Source organism: Providencia sp. PROV209 (genome assembly GCF_028479485.1).
In the GTDB taxonomy this organism is placed as follows: Bacteria; Pseudomonadota; Gammaproteobacteria; order Enterobacterales; family Enterobacteriaceae; genus Providencia; species Providencia alcalifaciens.
The window spans coordinates 79489-94231 of record NZ_JAMPNR010000006.1; the positions used below are offsets into that span (position 1 = coordinate 79489).

Consider the following 14743-nt stretch of genomic DNA (forward strand, 5'->3'; position numbering starts at 1 on the left):
AAATGGTCAGAGGCATCACCTTGGTGATGCCTTTTTCATACATAAAATCAGTGATTAACGCGCACTATTATGGATAACAAATTTGGCAAAATTATCTGCCCAAGGTTGTAAGAAGTCCTTACTTTTTGGTGAAATATTATCGTGGTCATCAACCATGCCGTCATACCATTTTAAATAACACTCAGGTTGATTCATGGTAGGCATATTTAAAAATGCGAGGCTATTACGTAAATGCTGCTGGGCGATTGCCGTACTAATATTACCAATAGAAACGCCTAATACTCCCGCAGGAATGCCATCCCATGAGTTATCACCCCAAGGTCTTGAACCTTGGTCAATCGCATTTTTTAATACACCAGGCATTGAACGGTTATACTCAGGTGTGGCGAAAATAATACCGTCAGACGCTTTTATTTGGCTTTTAAAATTAGCCACTACCGCAGGAACATTTTGGTCGGCTTCTTGGTTATAGAGAGGTAAATCGGCAATGTTGATAAATTTAAAGGTGAAATTAGATGGGAATAATTTGGTGATGGCTTTAGCGACTTTTAGATTGTAAGAGTCAGCACGTAAACTACCGACAACCACACCGATATTATACTGATTGGACATAATCAAAACCTCTTCTTATGTTGTGAAAATACAATGAATTCGCATATTTTCTTTGGAATAGGAATGTCTTTAATAATTTAGCATAATAAAATTCACTAAAGCTAAATTAAGTTAAATTTAATTTTGCCAATGATAAACCGTCGATAATTCATTGCAGTATTTGTTTATATTTTAAAATTAACTTTATGTTTTTTAACTATTAAACAGAAATACTGTGAAGTTAATTACACTATTCATATTTAATTCCTCTCAATATTCTCTTCATTGATACGAGTCAAAATAGAACATACCGACCAGTCGGTATTATTCATCCCCATGAACACACTCGCGCATCCAAGAAAAAAAGATCCAATCAAACGACAAGAAGAGCTGCTAAACGCAGCTAGGGTAATCGCTGGCCGAGAAGGTATTGCGGCGCTTTCACTCAATGCGGTTGCCAGAGAAGCCGGTGTGAGCAAAGGGGGGCTAATGCATCATTTCCCCAGTAAACAAGAACTGATTCATGCTTTGTTTATCCAGCTATTAGACATTATGGATGTGCGTATTGCCGCCATTATGGCGAATGATTCTGATCCTTATGGGCGATTTTCTCGCGCCTATTTGCACTATGTTGGCGAGCTAAAAGACTCCGATGAAAGTTTTCAGCTCGCACTTTTATCATTGGCGATGCCGACAGAACCTGTTTTGCGGAAATGCTGGCGTGATTGGATGCTAGGGCATTTAGCCCAAGGTGATGCGTTTGATAATGGCTATTTGGGGGCTTTAGTGCGCTATGCCGCCGATGGATTGTGGCTATCCGCGTTAACGGAAGGTCCTACATTATCACGTCAAGAGCGTGATGCAATCATTCAACGGTTAACCCAAATTTCATTTGAAGAGATGCATTAGTTTTCCAAGGGAAAGTACGTCTAAAAATAGAATGAGGCGATAATGAAATATAAGATCAATGCCTTCATTATTTATGATGCCGTTGATGGCACTTTATCTTTAAAAAAAGATGAGGTGGATACTCAGTTATCCATCACTGCAAATGCCCTGTTATTCTATATGATCCAAAAAAAAGGCGTCGTTTCCCGTGATGAAGTGCTTAAAGCTATTTGGGATGATAATGGACTAGTGTCTTCAAATAGTAATTTAAACCAATACATTAGCTTGCTTAGAAAAACGTTTCGACAATACGGCATTGAAAATATCATTGTCACCGTCGCGCGTGGGCGATTAGAGTTTAACTCTGAGGTTTTGTTGGAAGTACTTGATGAAGAAACGCTCAATACGACCCACTTGTTAAATAGCTTAAGTCAAATACAAAAAGCGGAAGTGATGCTGGCTCCTTCCTCAGAAACTAAACCTACCGAATCGCCTTCAGATCCATTACCTCATGCAATATCAAAACAAAAACGGGAAATTTGTTGGTATTTAGCCAGTGCCGCTTTTTTGTGTTGCGCCATTTTGTTGGCGACGATGAGCTATTTTTCATCTCAGCCTTCTGCTCCCATGATTTTGCCAACATTAGAACACGCCAGCTGTGATGTGTTATCGAATGAGAAAATGATCAACGGTGTTGTTGCAGATAACTATGTTCAAAACTTTGATAAAGTTAGAAAAAATTTAAATCTCGTATGTAATGATAAAGAGCGTTTTGTCTTCTTCTACGGGGACAAATTACAAAAAAATGGGTTGGGTAGGGTCTTTCTTGCCCACTGTGCGGCGAATGAATCTAATCCATTTAGTTATTGTGATAATTATTTTTATTATTCTTGGAAGCCATAATGAAAATATCCGGAAAATTATTATGTGTCTTGAGTGCGCTAATTTTTACAGGTGTGGTGATTTATACCCAATCGGTTGTGCTATCCAATAAAAATTCCGGTGAAATGGCATGTTCAACGAAAGGCATTATGCGCTTTGAAAATATGAAGGATGAAAACGTTAACGGGAATATTCACTTTAATTTTGGTGCAAATGGCGAAGGCTCAATTGTTGTTGAGGGCTATACGACGTCCAGTGCAGGATGGCTTTATTTACAACGATATGTGAAATTTAAATACACCAGCAAACGCATTTCGCCGACTGAGCGGCACTATAATATTAGCCACTGGGAAGCCAGTGCTTCCTCGATTGATGAATCCCCCGATGTGATTTTCGATTATTTTATGCGAGAAATGTCTGATAGCCATGATGGCTTATTTATTAATGCCCAAAAACTCAATGATAAAGCACTGCTTTTGAGTTCGATTAATTCCCCCCTGTTTATCTGCACGCCTAAGTTAGGTAGCAAGTTTAATTGATAACCTACGTAGCTAGGGTGCTTATCTACACATTTCCCCTCATCGGTTTACCACACCATTTTCTCTAACACGCTGCGACAGTTTTTACTGCACGAATAACAACGTTACTGCATGACATGGAGTGTTAACATCCAGCCACACGTTGTGGAATACAGTGATTCTCCCGTTCATCTTCTGTTCTTAGCCCCTATTTACCATTGACCTCTGGTCCCCGCGTGAGGCAAACCACACTTATTATTGACCAAATTACCTTCTAGCATCAGCTCAATCATATCTTGTTAACAATCTCCTCAATAAACCCACCAAGTGTATTTATCGCTTTTTTTCTTACCGGACGGAAACGTGAATTTTCTCATTTTTCAGCATAGACGTGTGAATTTTTAAGCTAGAAATTATGGATTATAGTTTTTTATTCTAATTATCTTCATATCATGGATTTATATTTTGTTTTATTTTTTGGGGATTATAGTGATTTTGAAGCCAAAAGCTGCGTTCAATTAATCACCACGCAGACTCAATTGGCATAAATGTTTACTCACAGTTAAGAGGCATCAGCATTTTGGGGAATGGCTCTTAGGCGCTGGGAGTAAAGAAAAACGTAACGGCTTCCTTGGAGGAAACAACAATGGGTGATGCATTAGGACTTATTGAAACAAAAGGTTTGGTGGCTTGTATCGAAGCAGCTGATGCGATGTGCAAAGCCGCTAACGTCGAGCTTATCGGCTATGAAAACGTGGGTTCTGGTCTCGTGACTGCCATGGTGAAAGGTGATGTTGGCGCAGTAAAAGCGGCAGTCGATTCAGGTGTTGAATCAGCACAGCGTGTTGGTGAAGTGGTGACGTCGTTAGTCATCGCCCGTCCACATAACGATATCAACAAAATTGTGATTAAGCATAAAGCATAGCGTTTTCGGGGGAAATCATGGGTGATGCATTAGGTCTTATTGAAACACAAGGATTAGTTGCTTGTATTGAAGCCGCTGATGCGATGTGCAAAGCCGCAAATGTGGTGTTGATTGGCTATGAAAATGTGGGCTCTGGGTTAGTCACCGCCATGGTGAAAGGGGATGTTGGTGCGGTGAAAGCAGCCGTTGATTCTGGCGTTGAATCTGCATCTCGCATTGGCACGGTAGTGACCTCTCTGGTTATTGCCCGTCCACATAGCGACATCCAGAAAATTGTCTCTCAGTATAAAGTCGCAGAATAAATAGGAAATTTACTTATGAAAGAAGCTCTTGGCTTAATTGAAACCAAAGGTTTAGTGGCATGTATTGAAGCTGCTGATGCCATGTGCAAAGCCGCCAATGTTGAATTAATCGGCTATGAAAATGTGGGTTCAGGGCTTGTGACTGCCATGGTCAAAGGCGATGTGGGCGCAGTTAACGCAGCGGTTGAGTCTGGTGTAGAAGCGGCGAAACGTGTCGGTACAGTGGTTACGTCTCGAGTGATCGCAAGACCACATAATGATATCGGCAAAATCGCGCAGCAACACAAAGCTTAATCATTAGAAGCATTAGAAAAAACAACAAATTAGTAAGTTTAATCTTTTGACTCCGGTACGGGGGAAGACATGGTTGCATTAGATAAAGATCTGCAATCCAGACAACTGGCAAGAGAGCTAGTTAGAAACGCGAAACAAGCGCAAAAAACTTTTGCGACTTTTTCGCAGGAGAAAATTGACAGTATTGTTAAACACATTGCAACAGAATCTGCGCGCCATGCAGAAGAGTTAGCAAAAATGGCGAACGAAGAAACAGGCTTTGGGAAGTGGCAAGATAAAGTCCTGAAAAACACGTTTGCATCAGTTCGTGTGTATGAACATATTAAAGATCTGAAAACAGTTGGCATCATTAATGATGACAAAATCAATAAAGTGATGGATGTGGGGGTTCCGTTAGGGGTGATCACGGCATTGGTGCCTTCGACCAACCCAACGTCAACCATTATCTATAAAACATTGATTGCCTTGAAAGCGGGTAATGCCATCGTCTTCTCCCCTCATCCTAACGCGAAAGCGTGTAGCTTCAGAACTCTGGACATTGTTAAAAAAGCCGCTCTGGAAGCTGGCGCGCCAGCGGGCATCGTAGATGGTGTCACCATGCTGACATTGGAAGCGACAAAAGAATTAATGCACAGCAAAGACGTTTCGTTAATTCTGGCAACGGGTGGTGAAGGCATGGTACGTGCTGCTTATGCATCGGGCACACCCACAATCAGTGGCGGTCCGGGTAACGGTCCTGCTTTCATTGAACGCAGTGCTGATATCAAAAAAGCCGTCAGTGACATTATTACCAGTAAAACCTTTGATAACGGTGTGATTTGCGCATCTGAGCAATCCATCATTGTTGAACGTTGCATTTACAACGATGTTCACCGCGAGTTATTAGCTCAAGGTGCTTACTTCATGAATGAAGATGAAGCAAAACGGATGGCTTCAATGCTGCTCAGAGCGAATGGCACCATTAACCCTGATGTCGTGGGGAAAGATGCGATTACGCTGAGTCAACGTGCAGGTTTTAGTGTTCCAGCTAATACGAGAGTATTAATTGCATTACAAGATACTGTCTCACCGAAAAATCCGTATTCACGCGAAAAACTGTGCCCAATCTTAGGGATGTACGTTGAAGAAGATTGGCGCTCTGCATGCCACCGCGTTGTCGATTTGCTGACAAATGAAGGCTTGGGGCACACGCTGGTGATCCACACGCAAAATGAAGATGTTATTCGTCAGTTTTCCCTCGAAAAACCCGTAAACCGTATTTTGATTAATACCCCAGCGGCATTAGGTGGTATTGGGGCAACCACCAATATTACGCCAGCGCTGACATTAGGATGTGGGGCGATTGGAGGAGGTTCAAGTTCTGACAACGTCGGTCCAATGAATTTACTCAACATTCGTAAAGTCGGTTATGGCGTCCGTTCTATTGATGATTTGAGACAACCAGCACCGGTGAGCACGCCAGCGTATTCAACATCGCCAGTAACTCATGGATGTCAGTCGTCGGTCAGTATTCTGGACGATGATCGTTTCCGTCAGTCGCAACCAGCAAAAATTCAAGGTCATTCAAGCGCTACGGATAACCGGTTTGCTAACACGGTGAGTCATGCAGATGTCGCTGAAGCGGTTGCGACTCATGGCGATATCACGGAAGAGAATGTTGAGCAGATTATTAAGGCCGTTCTCGGACGCCTAAATAAGTAATTCATTGAGATAAGGCGGGTAAATCATGATTTTGGCAAAGGTAATTGGACATGTTGTCGCAACGCAGAAATGCCAAGAGCTAAGTGGTAGTAACTTACTGATGATCACGGCACTTGGCGATGATCTGAATCCGTTGAAGGATAAAACGTTTGTTGCGGTGGACAGTGTTGGCGCAGGGATTAATGACCTTGTTTTGGCGGAAGAGTATTTCGCTTTGAACAAAGACAAATACAAAGCCATGTCCGTGGTTGCCATTGTTGAAAAAGTGTATCGAGACGGCAGGGAGTAAATAACGCATGAACCAGTTTTTCATTAAGCCAAGAGTGCAATTCGGTGCAAACGCTTTGGATTATTTATCTCAAGTGAATGCCCAGCACGCGTTTATCGTGACCGATAAAGCGATGGTGAAATTCGGGTTAGCCGATGAAGTGATTCGTCGATTAACCCAGCAAGGTATCTCATTTTCTTTGTACGATGATGTGGTGCCAGATCCAGAAATTTCATCCATCGTGAAGGGTATGAAAATCATGGATAGCCAATACCCAGATTTAGTGATTGCACTGGGTGGTGGCTCGGTTATTGATGCTGCGAAAGCGGTTATTTACTCCTTATGGCATACCCGCCAAGACAGTCATAGAACCAAACCTCATTTTGTGGCAATCCCCACAACCAGTGGAACGGGTTCTGAAGTCACGGCTTTTTCGGTGATTAAGTCTCACTCAGAAAAACTGGTATTGGTTGATGAGTTTATGTTGCCCGATGTGGCAATTTTAGACCCTGTATTAGTGAAATCTGTTCCTGCCGCTATCACCGCAGATACGGGAATGGATGTGTTATGTCATGCCATAGAAGCGTATGTGTCACGCAGTGCTTCTGATTTTTCAGATGCACTTGCAGAAAAAGCCGTTCAGTTAGTTTTTGCCCACCTCATTGATTGCTATCGCGACGGCAGCAACTTAGTGGCTCGTGAAAAAATGCATAACGCATCGTGTATTGCGGGAATGGCATTTACCAATGCATCTCTTGGGATCACCCACAGCTTAGCGCATGCACTAGGTGGTGTGTTTCATATTCCTCATGGTCGTGCCAACGCAATATTGATGGCGCAAGTGGTGGCATTTAACGCAGGACTGGAAGGCTGTTGTGAAACGACTGCGGCTAAGCGTTATGCCGAATTAGCGCAAAAACTTAATTTACCAGCATCGAACGTACGTGAAGGCGTTGAGAGCTTAATCATGGCAATCAACGTACTGAAAGATGAAATGAATATGCCGAAAGGCATCCACGCGACAGGCGTCAATGAAACTGATTTTAATGCCCGTTTAGGGGAAATGGTTGGACAAGCATTGCGCGATAGTTGCACTCCGACTAATCCACGGGACGTAAATGAAAAGCAGCTAGAAGCACTGTACAGACAGTCTTTTTAATAGTTAACGCTTTTTATGTGATGAATAACGAACGAGAAAGAACATCAGGAGAGGCTAACATGGCCAAATATGCTTTGACCCCACGAGTAAAAACACTGGCTGAACGTTTAAGTGCTCGTAATTGCTCAATCATTACCGAACGTGCCAACATTCTTGAAACCGTGAGAAACCAACTGACGGGTGCGCCACAAGCGATTAAACCCGCTCAACAGTTTTATGAATTTATTCGTCATTTCCCTGCGTTTATCGCACAAGATGAATTGATCATTGGTAGCCAGTCTTCAACGCCGCGTGGTGCTATTTTTCATACGGAAGACGAAGTGCACAGCCAGAGTATTTATGAGTTTTTAGCCGGTGATAGTGCCATTGCCGCTCCCGATTATTTAGTTGTGTTAAATGTGGGATTCGCCGAAATTAAAAACCAGCTGGAAAATCGCGTCAGAAATATTGGTAGTGCGGTCAGTCGTAACAGTATTGATGAGGCAAATAATTGCCGTGCGGCGATTTATGCCTGTGATGCTGCTATCCATTTTGCCCAATCTTTAGCGTTAAGAGCTGAAAATCTCGCGTCAACAGAGGCGAATTCATATCGTCGTGCTGAGCTGCAAGAGAGTGCAGAAGTATTACGCCAAGTACCCGCAAAACCCGCGCAAACCTTTAAAGAAGCTTGCCAAGCATTCTACTTATTACAACTGATTTTGCATTTAGAAAATGGCAGCTATGCCATCAATCCAATGGGTTTCGACAAAGCGGTTTATCCATTCTACCAGCGCGACATTGAGCAAGGTCGCTTAACGCCACAACAGGCTTATGAGATTGTTGAAAGTCTATGGTTGAAACTGGCTGAATTGTCGGAAGTCCGTGCAACTCGCGCGATGGATGGTTATCCGATGTTTGATGCGCTTAAAGGCGGTATCTATCTTAATGATCCGCAAGTTTGCATCAACGAACTTTCCGCGATGATGCTTTCGGCTCATGAAAATATCAGCGCAATTAATGCTGGATTAAAAGTCCGTTTATATTGCGGTCAAGCAAGTACGCAGCCTCAATATTCTGCGGCTTCAGCGAGTTATGTCGCACCAACGGCTCAACAAGATAATGAATTCAAAGTGATGGAAGGGTTAACGCCGCGCTTACAGCGTTTGCGTAACCGTTATCTAGAAGCGCGTCCAAGCGTGTCTATCTATCGCGCATTAGCCTTTACGGAAGTGGTAAAGAATAATCCAGGTTTACCGCCGATTTTGTTGCGTGCAAAAGCGTTCCGTCGTGCGTGTGAAACCGCACCTATCTTGATTCAACCTGAAGAGCTGATTGTCGGTCACCCATGCGGTAAAGCCCGCGCTGGGGCATTTTCTCCTGATATCGCATGGCGCTGGGTGGTAGACGAACTCGATACAATGAGCACTCGCCCACAAGATCCATTTGTGATCTCTGAAGAAGATAAAAAAGTGATTCGTGAAGAAATCGCGCCATTTTGGGAAGGCCGTTCTCTGGATGAAATTTGTGAAGCGCAATACCGTGAAGCGGGGGTTTGGGAATTCAGCGGCGAAACCTTTGTGAGTGACTTGTCCTATCACCAAATCAATGGCGGCGGCGATACTTGCCCAGGTTATGACGTATTACTTTTCACTAAAGGCATGAATGGCATTAAAGCGGATGCTCAGGCAAGACTGGCTGAGTTAAGCATGCAAAATCCAGAGGACATCGACCGCATCTATTTCTATAAAGCCTCGATTGAAACCTGTGAGGGTGTGGTGGCTTATGCGCATCGTATCGCTGAACATGCTCGTGAACTGGCTTCTCAAGAGACAGATCAGAAACGTCGTGAAGAGTTACTGACAATTGCTCAAGTGAACGAAAATGTCCCAGCGAACCCACCAAAAACATTGCAAGAAGCGCTGCAAAGTATTTGGACTGTGGAATCCTTGTTTGAAATTGAAGAAAACCAAACTGGATTGTCATTAGGTCGTTTAGACCAATACTGTTTCCCAATGTATGAAAGCGATATTCAATCGGGTCGTTTAACCCAAGACCAAGCACTGGAAATGATGCAGGCGTTTATCATCAAATGTGCGGAATTAATGTGGATGTCCAGTGAGCTGGGTGCTAAATATTTCGCTGGATATCAGCCGTTTATCAATTTAACTGTGGGTGGCCAAAAACGCTCGGGTGGTGATGCATGTAACGATTTAACGTACTTAATTATGGATGCAGTCCGTTTCGTTAAAGTTTATCAGCCATCATTAGCATGCCGTATTCACAACCAATCTCCGCAAAAATATATGGAAAAAATCGTAGATGTGGTGAAAGCCGGTATGGGCTTCCCTGCCTGCCACTTTGACGATTCCCATATCAAAATGATGCTACGTAAAGGCTTTGATTTCGAAGATGCGCGCGACTATTGCTTAATGGGTTGCGTGGAACCACAAAAATCAGGTCGAATTTATCAGTGGACATCAACGGGTTACACACAATGGCCTATTGCGATTGAATTTGTTCTGAATCGTGGTCGGATGGTGCTGTTTGATAGCCACCAAGGCTTAGATACCGGAGATCTGCGTAACCTGAAAACCTTTGAAGATTTCGATAACGCGGTGAAAGCGCAAATTGCCCATATTGTTCGCCTATCTGCGATTGGTACGGTCATCAGTCAGCGTGTTCACCGTGATGTCGCGCCAAAGCCATTGATGTCTTTGCTGGTGGAAGGCTGTATGGAGAAAGGGAAAGATGTTGCGGCGGGTGGTGCAATGATTAACCACGGCCCAGGGCTGATTTTCTCTGGTCTAGCAACTTACGTTGACTCAATGGCGGCTATTCGCAAAGTGGTTTATGAAGAGGGTCGCTATACCTTAGAGCAAGTGCGCGATGGCCTGCTTGCCAACTTTGAAGGTTATGAAGAGTTACGTCGTGATTGCCTGAATGCACCTAAGTTCGGTAATGATGACAACTATGTTGACCAATATGCTTTAGACATAACTGAATGGACTGAACGTGAGTGTCGTAAATACGACATGCTGTATTCCACATTGAGTCACGGCACATTATCCATTTCTAACAACACACCGATTGGCGAGTTAACTGCCGCGACTGCGAATGGTCGTTTGGCGTGGATGCCGCTGTCAGATGGGATTAGCCCAACTCAAGGGGCGGATAAACAGGGCCCAACGGCAATTATTAAATCTATCAGTAAGATGAACGTGGAAACGATGAATATCGGGATGGTGCATAACTTTAAGTTCTTAAAAGGCTTATTGGATACGCCAGAAGGCCGCAATGGATTAATCACCTTGTTAAGAACGGCATCCATTTTGGGTAACGGTCAAATGCAGTTCAGCTACGTTGATAACGAAATGCTGAAAAAAGCACAGCAAGAACCTGAGAAATATCGTGACTTAATCGTTCGTGTTGCTGGTTACAGTGCTTACTTCGTTGAATTGTGTAAAGAGGTTCAGGACGAAATCATTAGCCGTACCGTGATTGAGAAGTTCTAAACCCAATCTGGGTGGGGATAGATAGCTATTCCCTACCCATCATAATAAAAACAATAAGTTTGAAACTGTTTTGGAGATGCAATGATGAACACAGCGGCAGAAATCAGAGGGCGGATATTTAATATCCAGAAATACTCAATTTATGACGGTGATGGCATTCGTACCCTGATTTTTCTCAAAGGATGCAATATTCGTTGCCCTTGGTGCGCTAACCCTGAAGGGCTCAGTAGCCAATTTCAAGTGATGTTTTCCCACGACAAATGTGTGGGATGTGGGAAATGTGTGGATGTCTGCCCGACAGGTATCCATTACATGACAACCAATGAACAAGGGGAAGCTGTCCATCGCGTGAATCGCAGTATTGACTGCATTGGCTGCCGTAAATGTGAGGAAGTGTGCATTTCTGATGCATTAGACATTATGGGAAAAGATGTCACGGTTTCTGAAATGATGGACATCATTATGCAGGATTACGATTTTTATATTTCCTCTGGCGGTGGTGTCACGATTGGTGGCGGTGAAATGAGTTTACAGACTGACTTTGCTGTGGAACTTCTGCGTGAATGTAAAAAGATGATGATCAATACAGCCGTTGAAACTCAAGGAACAACGTCACTCGCCAATTATGAAAGGTTAGCCGAAGTTGTCGACCTATTCTTGTTCGATGTGAAGCATATCGATACCGTTGAGCATAAAAACTTGTTTGGTATTGGTAATGAAAATGTGCGCCGTAATCTCGAAAGATTAATGGAGTTGGGGGCAAATGTGGTGATGCGTATGCCTTTAGTTCGCGGATACAACGACTCTTTTGATACCATAACTGGCGCAATTGAGTACGCCATGGAATTGTCGAAACGCGGTAATTTAAATCGAATTGATATCTTACCTTATCACCAGCTTGGTCGTGGGAAATACGACAAGCTCGATATGATTTATCCCATCAAGAAAGATCCAACCTACAGCGTTGAAGAGTTAGATCAATTAGAGGCTTTCTTTAAAACATTCGATTTTGATATTCGACTGGTTCGTCACTAAGTAGGAGAGAAAGATGAAAAGTTTAGGTGTCATTGAGACTTACGGACTGACATCGGCAATACAAGCTGCCGATGCGGCATGTAAAGCGGCAAGTGTTGAGATTGTTGGTTATCGTAAAATTGGTTCTGGCTTAGTTTCTGTCTGTTTTCAGGGGGAAATTAGTGCAGTAAGAACAGCGGTTGATCATGGTGCATCGGTTGTCAGCCATCAAAATTTATTAAAAGGTACGCTAGTGATTGCTCGCCCTGAGGAGAGTGTGATCACTCAACTGTTATCTGCCAAGAATACCGCGAGTGAAATTGAGCAATGTCGTGAAGCGTCAGTGCGTGAGTCTTCTGTAGAAACGCTAGAAAATCATGTTGTTGTAGAGCCAAAAGCGGAAGTTCGTAAAGGGAAGAAATCATGATAAACCAGCAGCTAATGGGGAAAATTCTGTCTCGCTTAGCAGTGCCAAACTCTGCTGCAATAATGGAGAGTCCTATCGCTATTCCGGTGGGCGTTTCTAACCGTCATGTTCATCTTTCGCAAGAGGACGTCACCGTTCTTTTTGGTGAAGGTTATCAACTCACGCCATTTAAAGATTTGAAACAACCGGGACAATTTGCGGCAAAAGAGTGTGTGATGGTGGTTGGACCTAAAGGGTCGATCAGTAAAGTGCGAGTATTAGGACCAACAAGACCCAAAACTCAGCTTGAGGTCTCGAAAGCCGATTGTTTTGCGCTTGGCATTAAAGCACCAGTGCGTGAGTCTGGGGATCTAAATGAGTCAGGAAATGCGCTGTTAATTGGTCCGGCTGGGTACGTTAATCTCTCGGAACAGGTGATTTGTGCCCAACGCCATATTCACATGAACCTGATGGATGCTCGCGCGCTCAATGTCGTTAATGGACAGCGGGTATGTGTGCGCACTGAGGGTGAGCGTAGCCTCGTATTTGATGAAGTTGTTATTCGAGTCGATGCACGATTTTCTCTGGAATTTCATATTGATACAGATGAAGCGAATGCAGCAGGGTTACGCAATAATGACAGTGTTTTTGTTGTCAGCTAAATACTTAGCGAACGGTGGCAAGATGAACGAAAAAATAATTGAGCAGATAGTGTCACAGGTACTGCAACAGCTGAAACAGCGAGTATTAGTGGTATTGTCCCCTAGCCAAGCTTATCAACAGGCGGTGTATCAACGTTTATTGTCGTTATCCTCGATGTCTTTTTCTTTCTATGCCACCAAGGAAATGTTAACGCAATCGACAGGAAACCAATCGACAGGGAACCAATGGAAAGAAATCGGACAACAATTTGATATTAATACCTTTAGTGTAGACAAGCTGGCTGAATTCCATTGTGTGTTTTTACCTTTTCTGGGAAGTAAGGTCGTTAGTGAAGTTGTGAATGGATTATCCGTTAGTGAAGAAAGTGAAATTATCTTACATGCACTCTCTCAAAATATTCCTATTTTGGCGCTGAAATATCATTGTTGTCCTGATAGTGATTTAAACCAGATATTAGGTTTGAATAAAAATGAACAGTATAACGACCTAATTAAAGAGAATATAAATAAGGCTATCTCATTAGGTATTCAATTCGATACATTTAATAATATTGAAAATAAAATACTCATTAGAAATGATGAGGCATCGAGTGAAAATAAAGTTAATCAGAATCGCTATATTACTTTGAACGAAGTAATGAATGACCCAAAGGAATACTCTCTAAATAAAAATAAATTAACAGATTCAGCAATAGATTATTTAAAGTCTCTAAAAAAATAGATTTCATTTCAATTTAATATTTTAAACGTCTATCTATGTAGGAGTATTATCTATGTCTTCTAAAGCAAAATCATGGCTTTGGATGCTGGCGGTGATTATTTCTGAAACCTCAGCAACATCCACATTGAAAATGTTCGATAATAGTGAAGGAACAACCAAATCATTATTATTAGGTCTGATAGTGATTCTGTATGTTATTTGTTATTACTCTCTTTCTCGCGCAGTGAAATATATTCCAGTTGGATTAGCATATGCCACTTGGTCAGGCACGGGCATTTTAATGGTTTCTACCTTAGGTATGCTTTTTTATGGGCAGCATCCCGATATGGCGGCAATTATCGGAATGGGGGTCATTGCGTCTGGCATCGTGATTATGAACTTGTTTTCTAAGATGGGGGCTGATGAGGCTGAACCAGCTGAAAATTCAGAAGCGTCACTGTCTTCAACTAACAACGTCGCTCATTAATAAGAAGAGAGGAATAGTATGTTTACTGGATTTTTATGGTTGGCATTATCGATTGGTTCGGAGATTACAGGAACATCGATGATCAAAAAAACCAACAGTTTTAGTAAATTAGGTCCATCCATTTTAGTGATTGTGGCTTACTGTTTGTGCTATTTTGCGTTAACTCGTGCAATGGGATATATCCCTGTGGGTGTTGCGTACTCTTTATGGTGTGGGTTTGGTATTGTTGGTGTAACGTTAGTTTCGATGATTTTATATAAGCAGAAACCCGATGTGCCTGCTGTCTTCGCGATGGGATTAATTATCTCTGGCGGTATTATTATGAACACCTTCTCAACGATGTAATCTCCGGTTTTATCTCTCGTATACCCATTGATTATTGCCTGTTTTTTCAGGTGATAATCAATGACGGTTTCACAACATAAAATGAATGTTTAACGCTAAGAGTCATTGTC

Annotated in this window: 17 protein-coding genes; 16 read left to right on the forward strand and 1 reads right to left on the reverse strand. The window is 42.6% G+C overall.

Annotated elements, in window-relative coordinates:
• Positions 1-54: 54 nt before the first annotated feature.
• Complete coding sequence (locus PR795_RS06370; RefSeq protein ID WP_006658495.1) at positions 55-612, reverse strand: NADPH-dependent FMN reductase; 558 nt, start codon at positions 610-612, stop codon at positions 55-57.
• A 315-nt stretch (positions 613-927) separates the two neighbouring features.
• On the opposite strand from PR795_RS06370, the gene PR795_RS06375 reads away from it, so the two are divergent.
• The 16 genes from PR795_RS06375 (at position 928) to PR795_RS06450 (ending at position 14633) form a co-directional block, all read left to right on the forward strand.
• Complete coding sequence (locus tag PR795_RS06375) at positions 928-1500, forward strand: TetR/AcrR family transcriptional regulator (protein WP_006662497.1); 573 nt, start codon at positions 928-930, stop codon at positions 1498-1500.
• 42 nt (positions 1501-1542) lie between these two features.
• Positions 1543-2382 carry a transcriptional regulator gene (locus tag PR795_RS06380; protein WP_006658497.1) on the forward strand — a complete coding sequence of 280 codons (840 nt, stop codon included), beginning with the start codon at positions 1543-1545 and terminating at the stop codon, positions 2380-2382.
• A complete protein-coding gene (locus tag PR795_RS06385; protein WP_006658498.1) occupies positions 2382-2900 on the forward strand; it encodes a FidL-like protein in 519 nt (172 codons plus the stop codon). Before PR795_RS06380 ends, PR795_RS06385 begins: the two co-directional genes overlap by 1 nt.
• A gap of 625 nt (positions 2901-3525) precedes the next feature.
• A complete protein-coding gene (locus PR795_RS06390) occupies positions 3526-3804 on the forward strand; it encodes a BMC domain-containing protein (protein WP_004249182.1) in 279 nt (92 codons plus the stop codon).
• Positions 3805-3821: 17 nt separating this feature from the next.
• A complete protein-coding gene (locus PR795_RS06395) occupies positions 3822-4106 on the forward strand; it encodes a BMC domain-containing protein (protein ID WP_006658500.1) in 285 nt (94 codons plus the stop codon).
• 15 nt (positions 4107-4121) lie between these two features.
• Positions 4122-4400 carry a BMC domain-containing protein gene (locus PR795_RS06400; protein ID WP_006658501.1) on the forward strand — a complete coding sequence of 93 codons (279 nt, stop codon included), beginning with the start codon at positions 4122-4124 and terminating at the stop codon, positions 4398-4400.
• A gap of 69 nt (positions 4401-4469) precedes the next feature.
• Positions 4470-6101 (forward strand): acetaldehyde dehydrogenase (acetylating), encoded by a 1632-nt coding sequence (locus tag PR795_RS06405; protein WP_181480328.1) that lies wholly within the window; start codon positions 4470-4472, stop codon positions 6099-6101.
• A gap of 25 nt (positions 6102-6126) precedes the next feature.
• The gene (locus PR795_RS06410; protein ID WP_006658503.1) at positions 6127-6390 is read left to right on the forward strand and encodes a EutN/CcmL family microcompartment protein; all 264 of its coding nucleotides are present in this window, start codon (positions 6127-6129) and stop codon (positions 6388-6390) included.
• 7 nt (positions 6391-6397) lie between these two features.
• Positions 6398-7528, forward strand: a complete 1131-nt coding sequence (locus PR795_RS06415) for a 1-propanol dehydrogenase PduQ (protein WP_006662500.1) — start codon at positions 6398-6400, stop codon at positions 7526-7528.
• Between the two features lie 59 nt (positions 7529-7587).
• Positions 7588-11019, forward strand: coding sequence for a choline trimethylamine-lyase (gene cutC / locus PR795_RS06420; RefSeq protein WP_112859995.1), 3432 nt, complete (start codon positions 7588-7590; stop codon positions 11017-11019).
• Positions 11020-11103: 84 nt separating this feature from the next.
• Complete coding sequence (gene cutD / locus PR795_RS06425; RefSeq protein ID WP_272516754.1) at positions 11104-12054, forward strand: choline TMA-lyase-activating enzyme; 951 nt, start codon at positions 11104-11106, stop codon at positions 12052-12054.
• 13 nt (positions 12055-12067) lie between these two features.
• On the forward strand, positions 12068-12460 hold the full coding sequence (locus tag PR795_RS06430; protein WP_006658507.1) for a BMC domain-containing protein: 393 nt from the start codon (positions 12068-12070) through the stop codon (positions 12458-12460).
• Entirely contained in the window at positions 12457-13101 is a 645-nt protein-coding gene (locus PR795_RS06435) for a phosphate propanoyltransferase (protein WP_006658508.1), read from the forward strand. Before PR795_RS06430 ends, PR795_RS06435 begins: the two co-directional genes overlap by 4 nt.
• Positions 13055-13822 carry a hypothetical protein gene (locus PR795_RS06440; RefSeq protein ID WP_226890343.1) on the forward strand — a complete coding sequence of 256 codons (768 nt, stop codon included), beginning with the start codon at positions 13055-13057 and terminating at the stop codon, positions 13820-13822. The genes PR795_RS06435 and PR795_RS06440 overlap by 47 nt, the downstream gene beginning before the upstream one ends.
• 52 nt (positions 13823-13874) lie before the next feature.
• Positions 13875-14288 (forward strand): DMT family transporter, encoded by a 414-nt coding sequence (locus tag PR795_RS06445; RefSeq protein ID WP_006658510.1) that lies wholly within the window; start codon positions 13875-13877, stop codon positions 14286-14288.
• A gap of 18 nt (positions 14289-14306) precedes the next feature.
• Positions 14307-14633, forward strand: a complete 327-nt coding sequence (locus PR795_RS06450; protein WP_006658511.1) for a DMT family transporter — start codon at positions 14307-14309, stop codon at positions 14631-14633.
• The last annotated feature ends 110 nt before the right edge of the window (positions 14634-14743 follow it).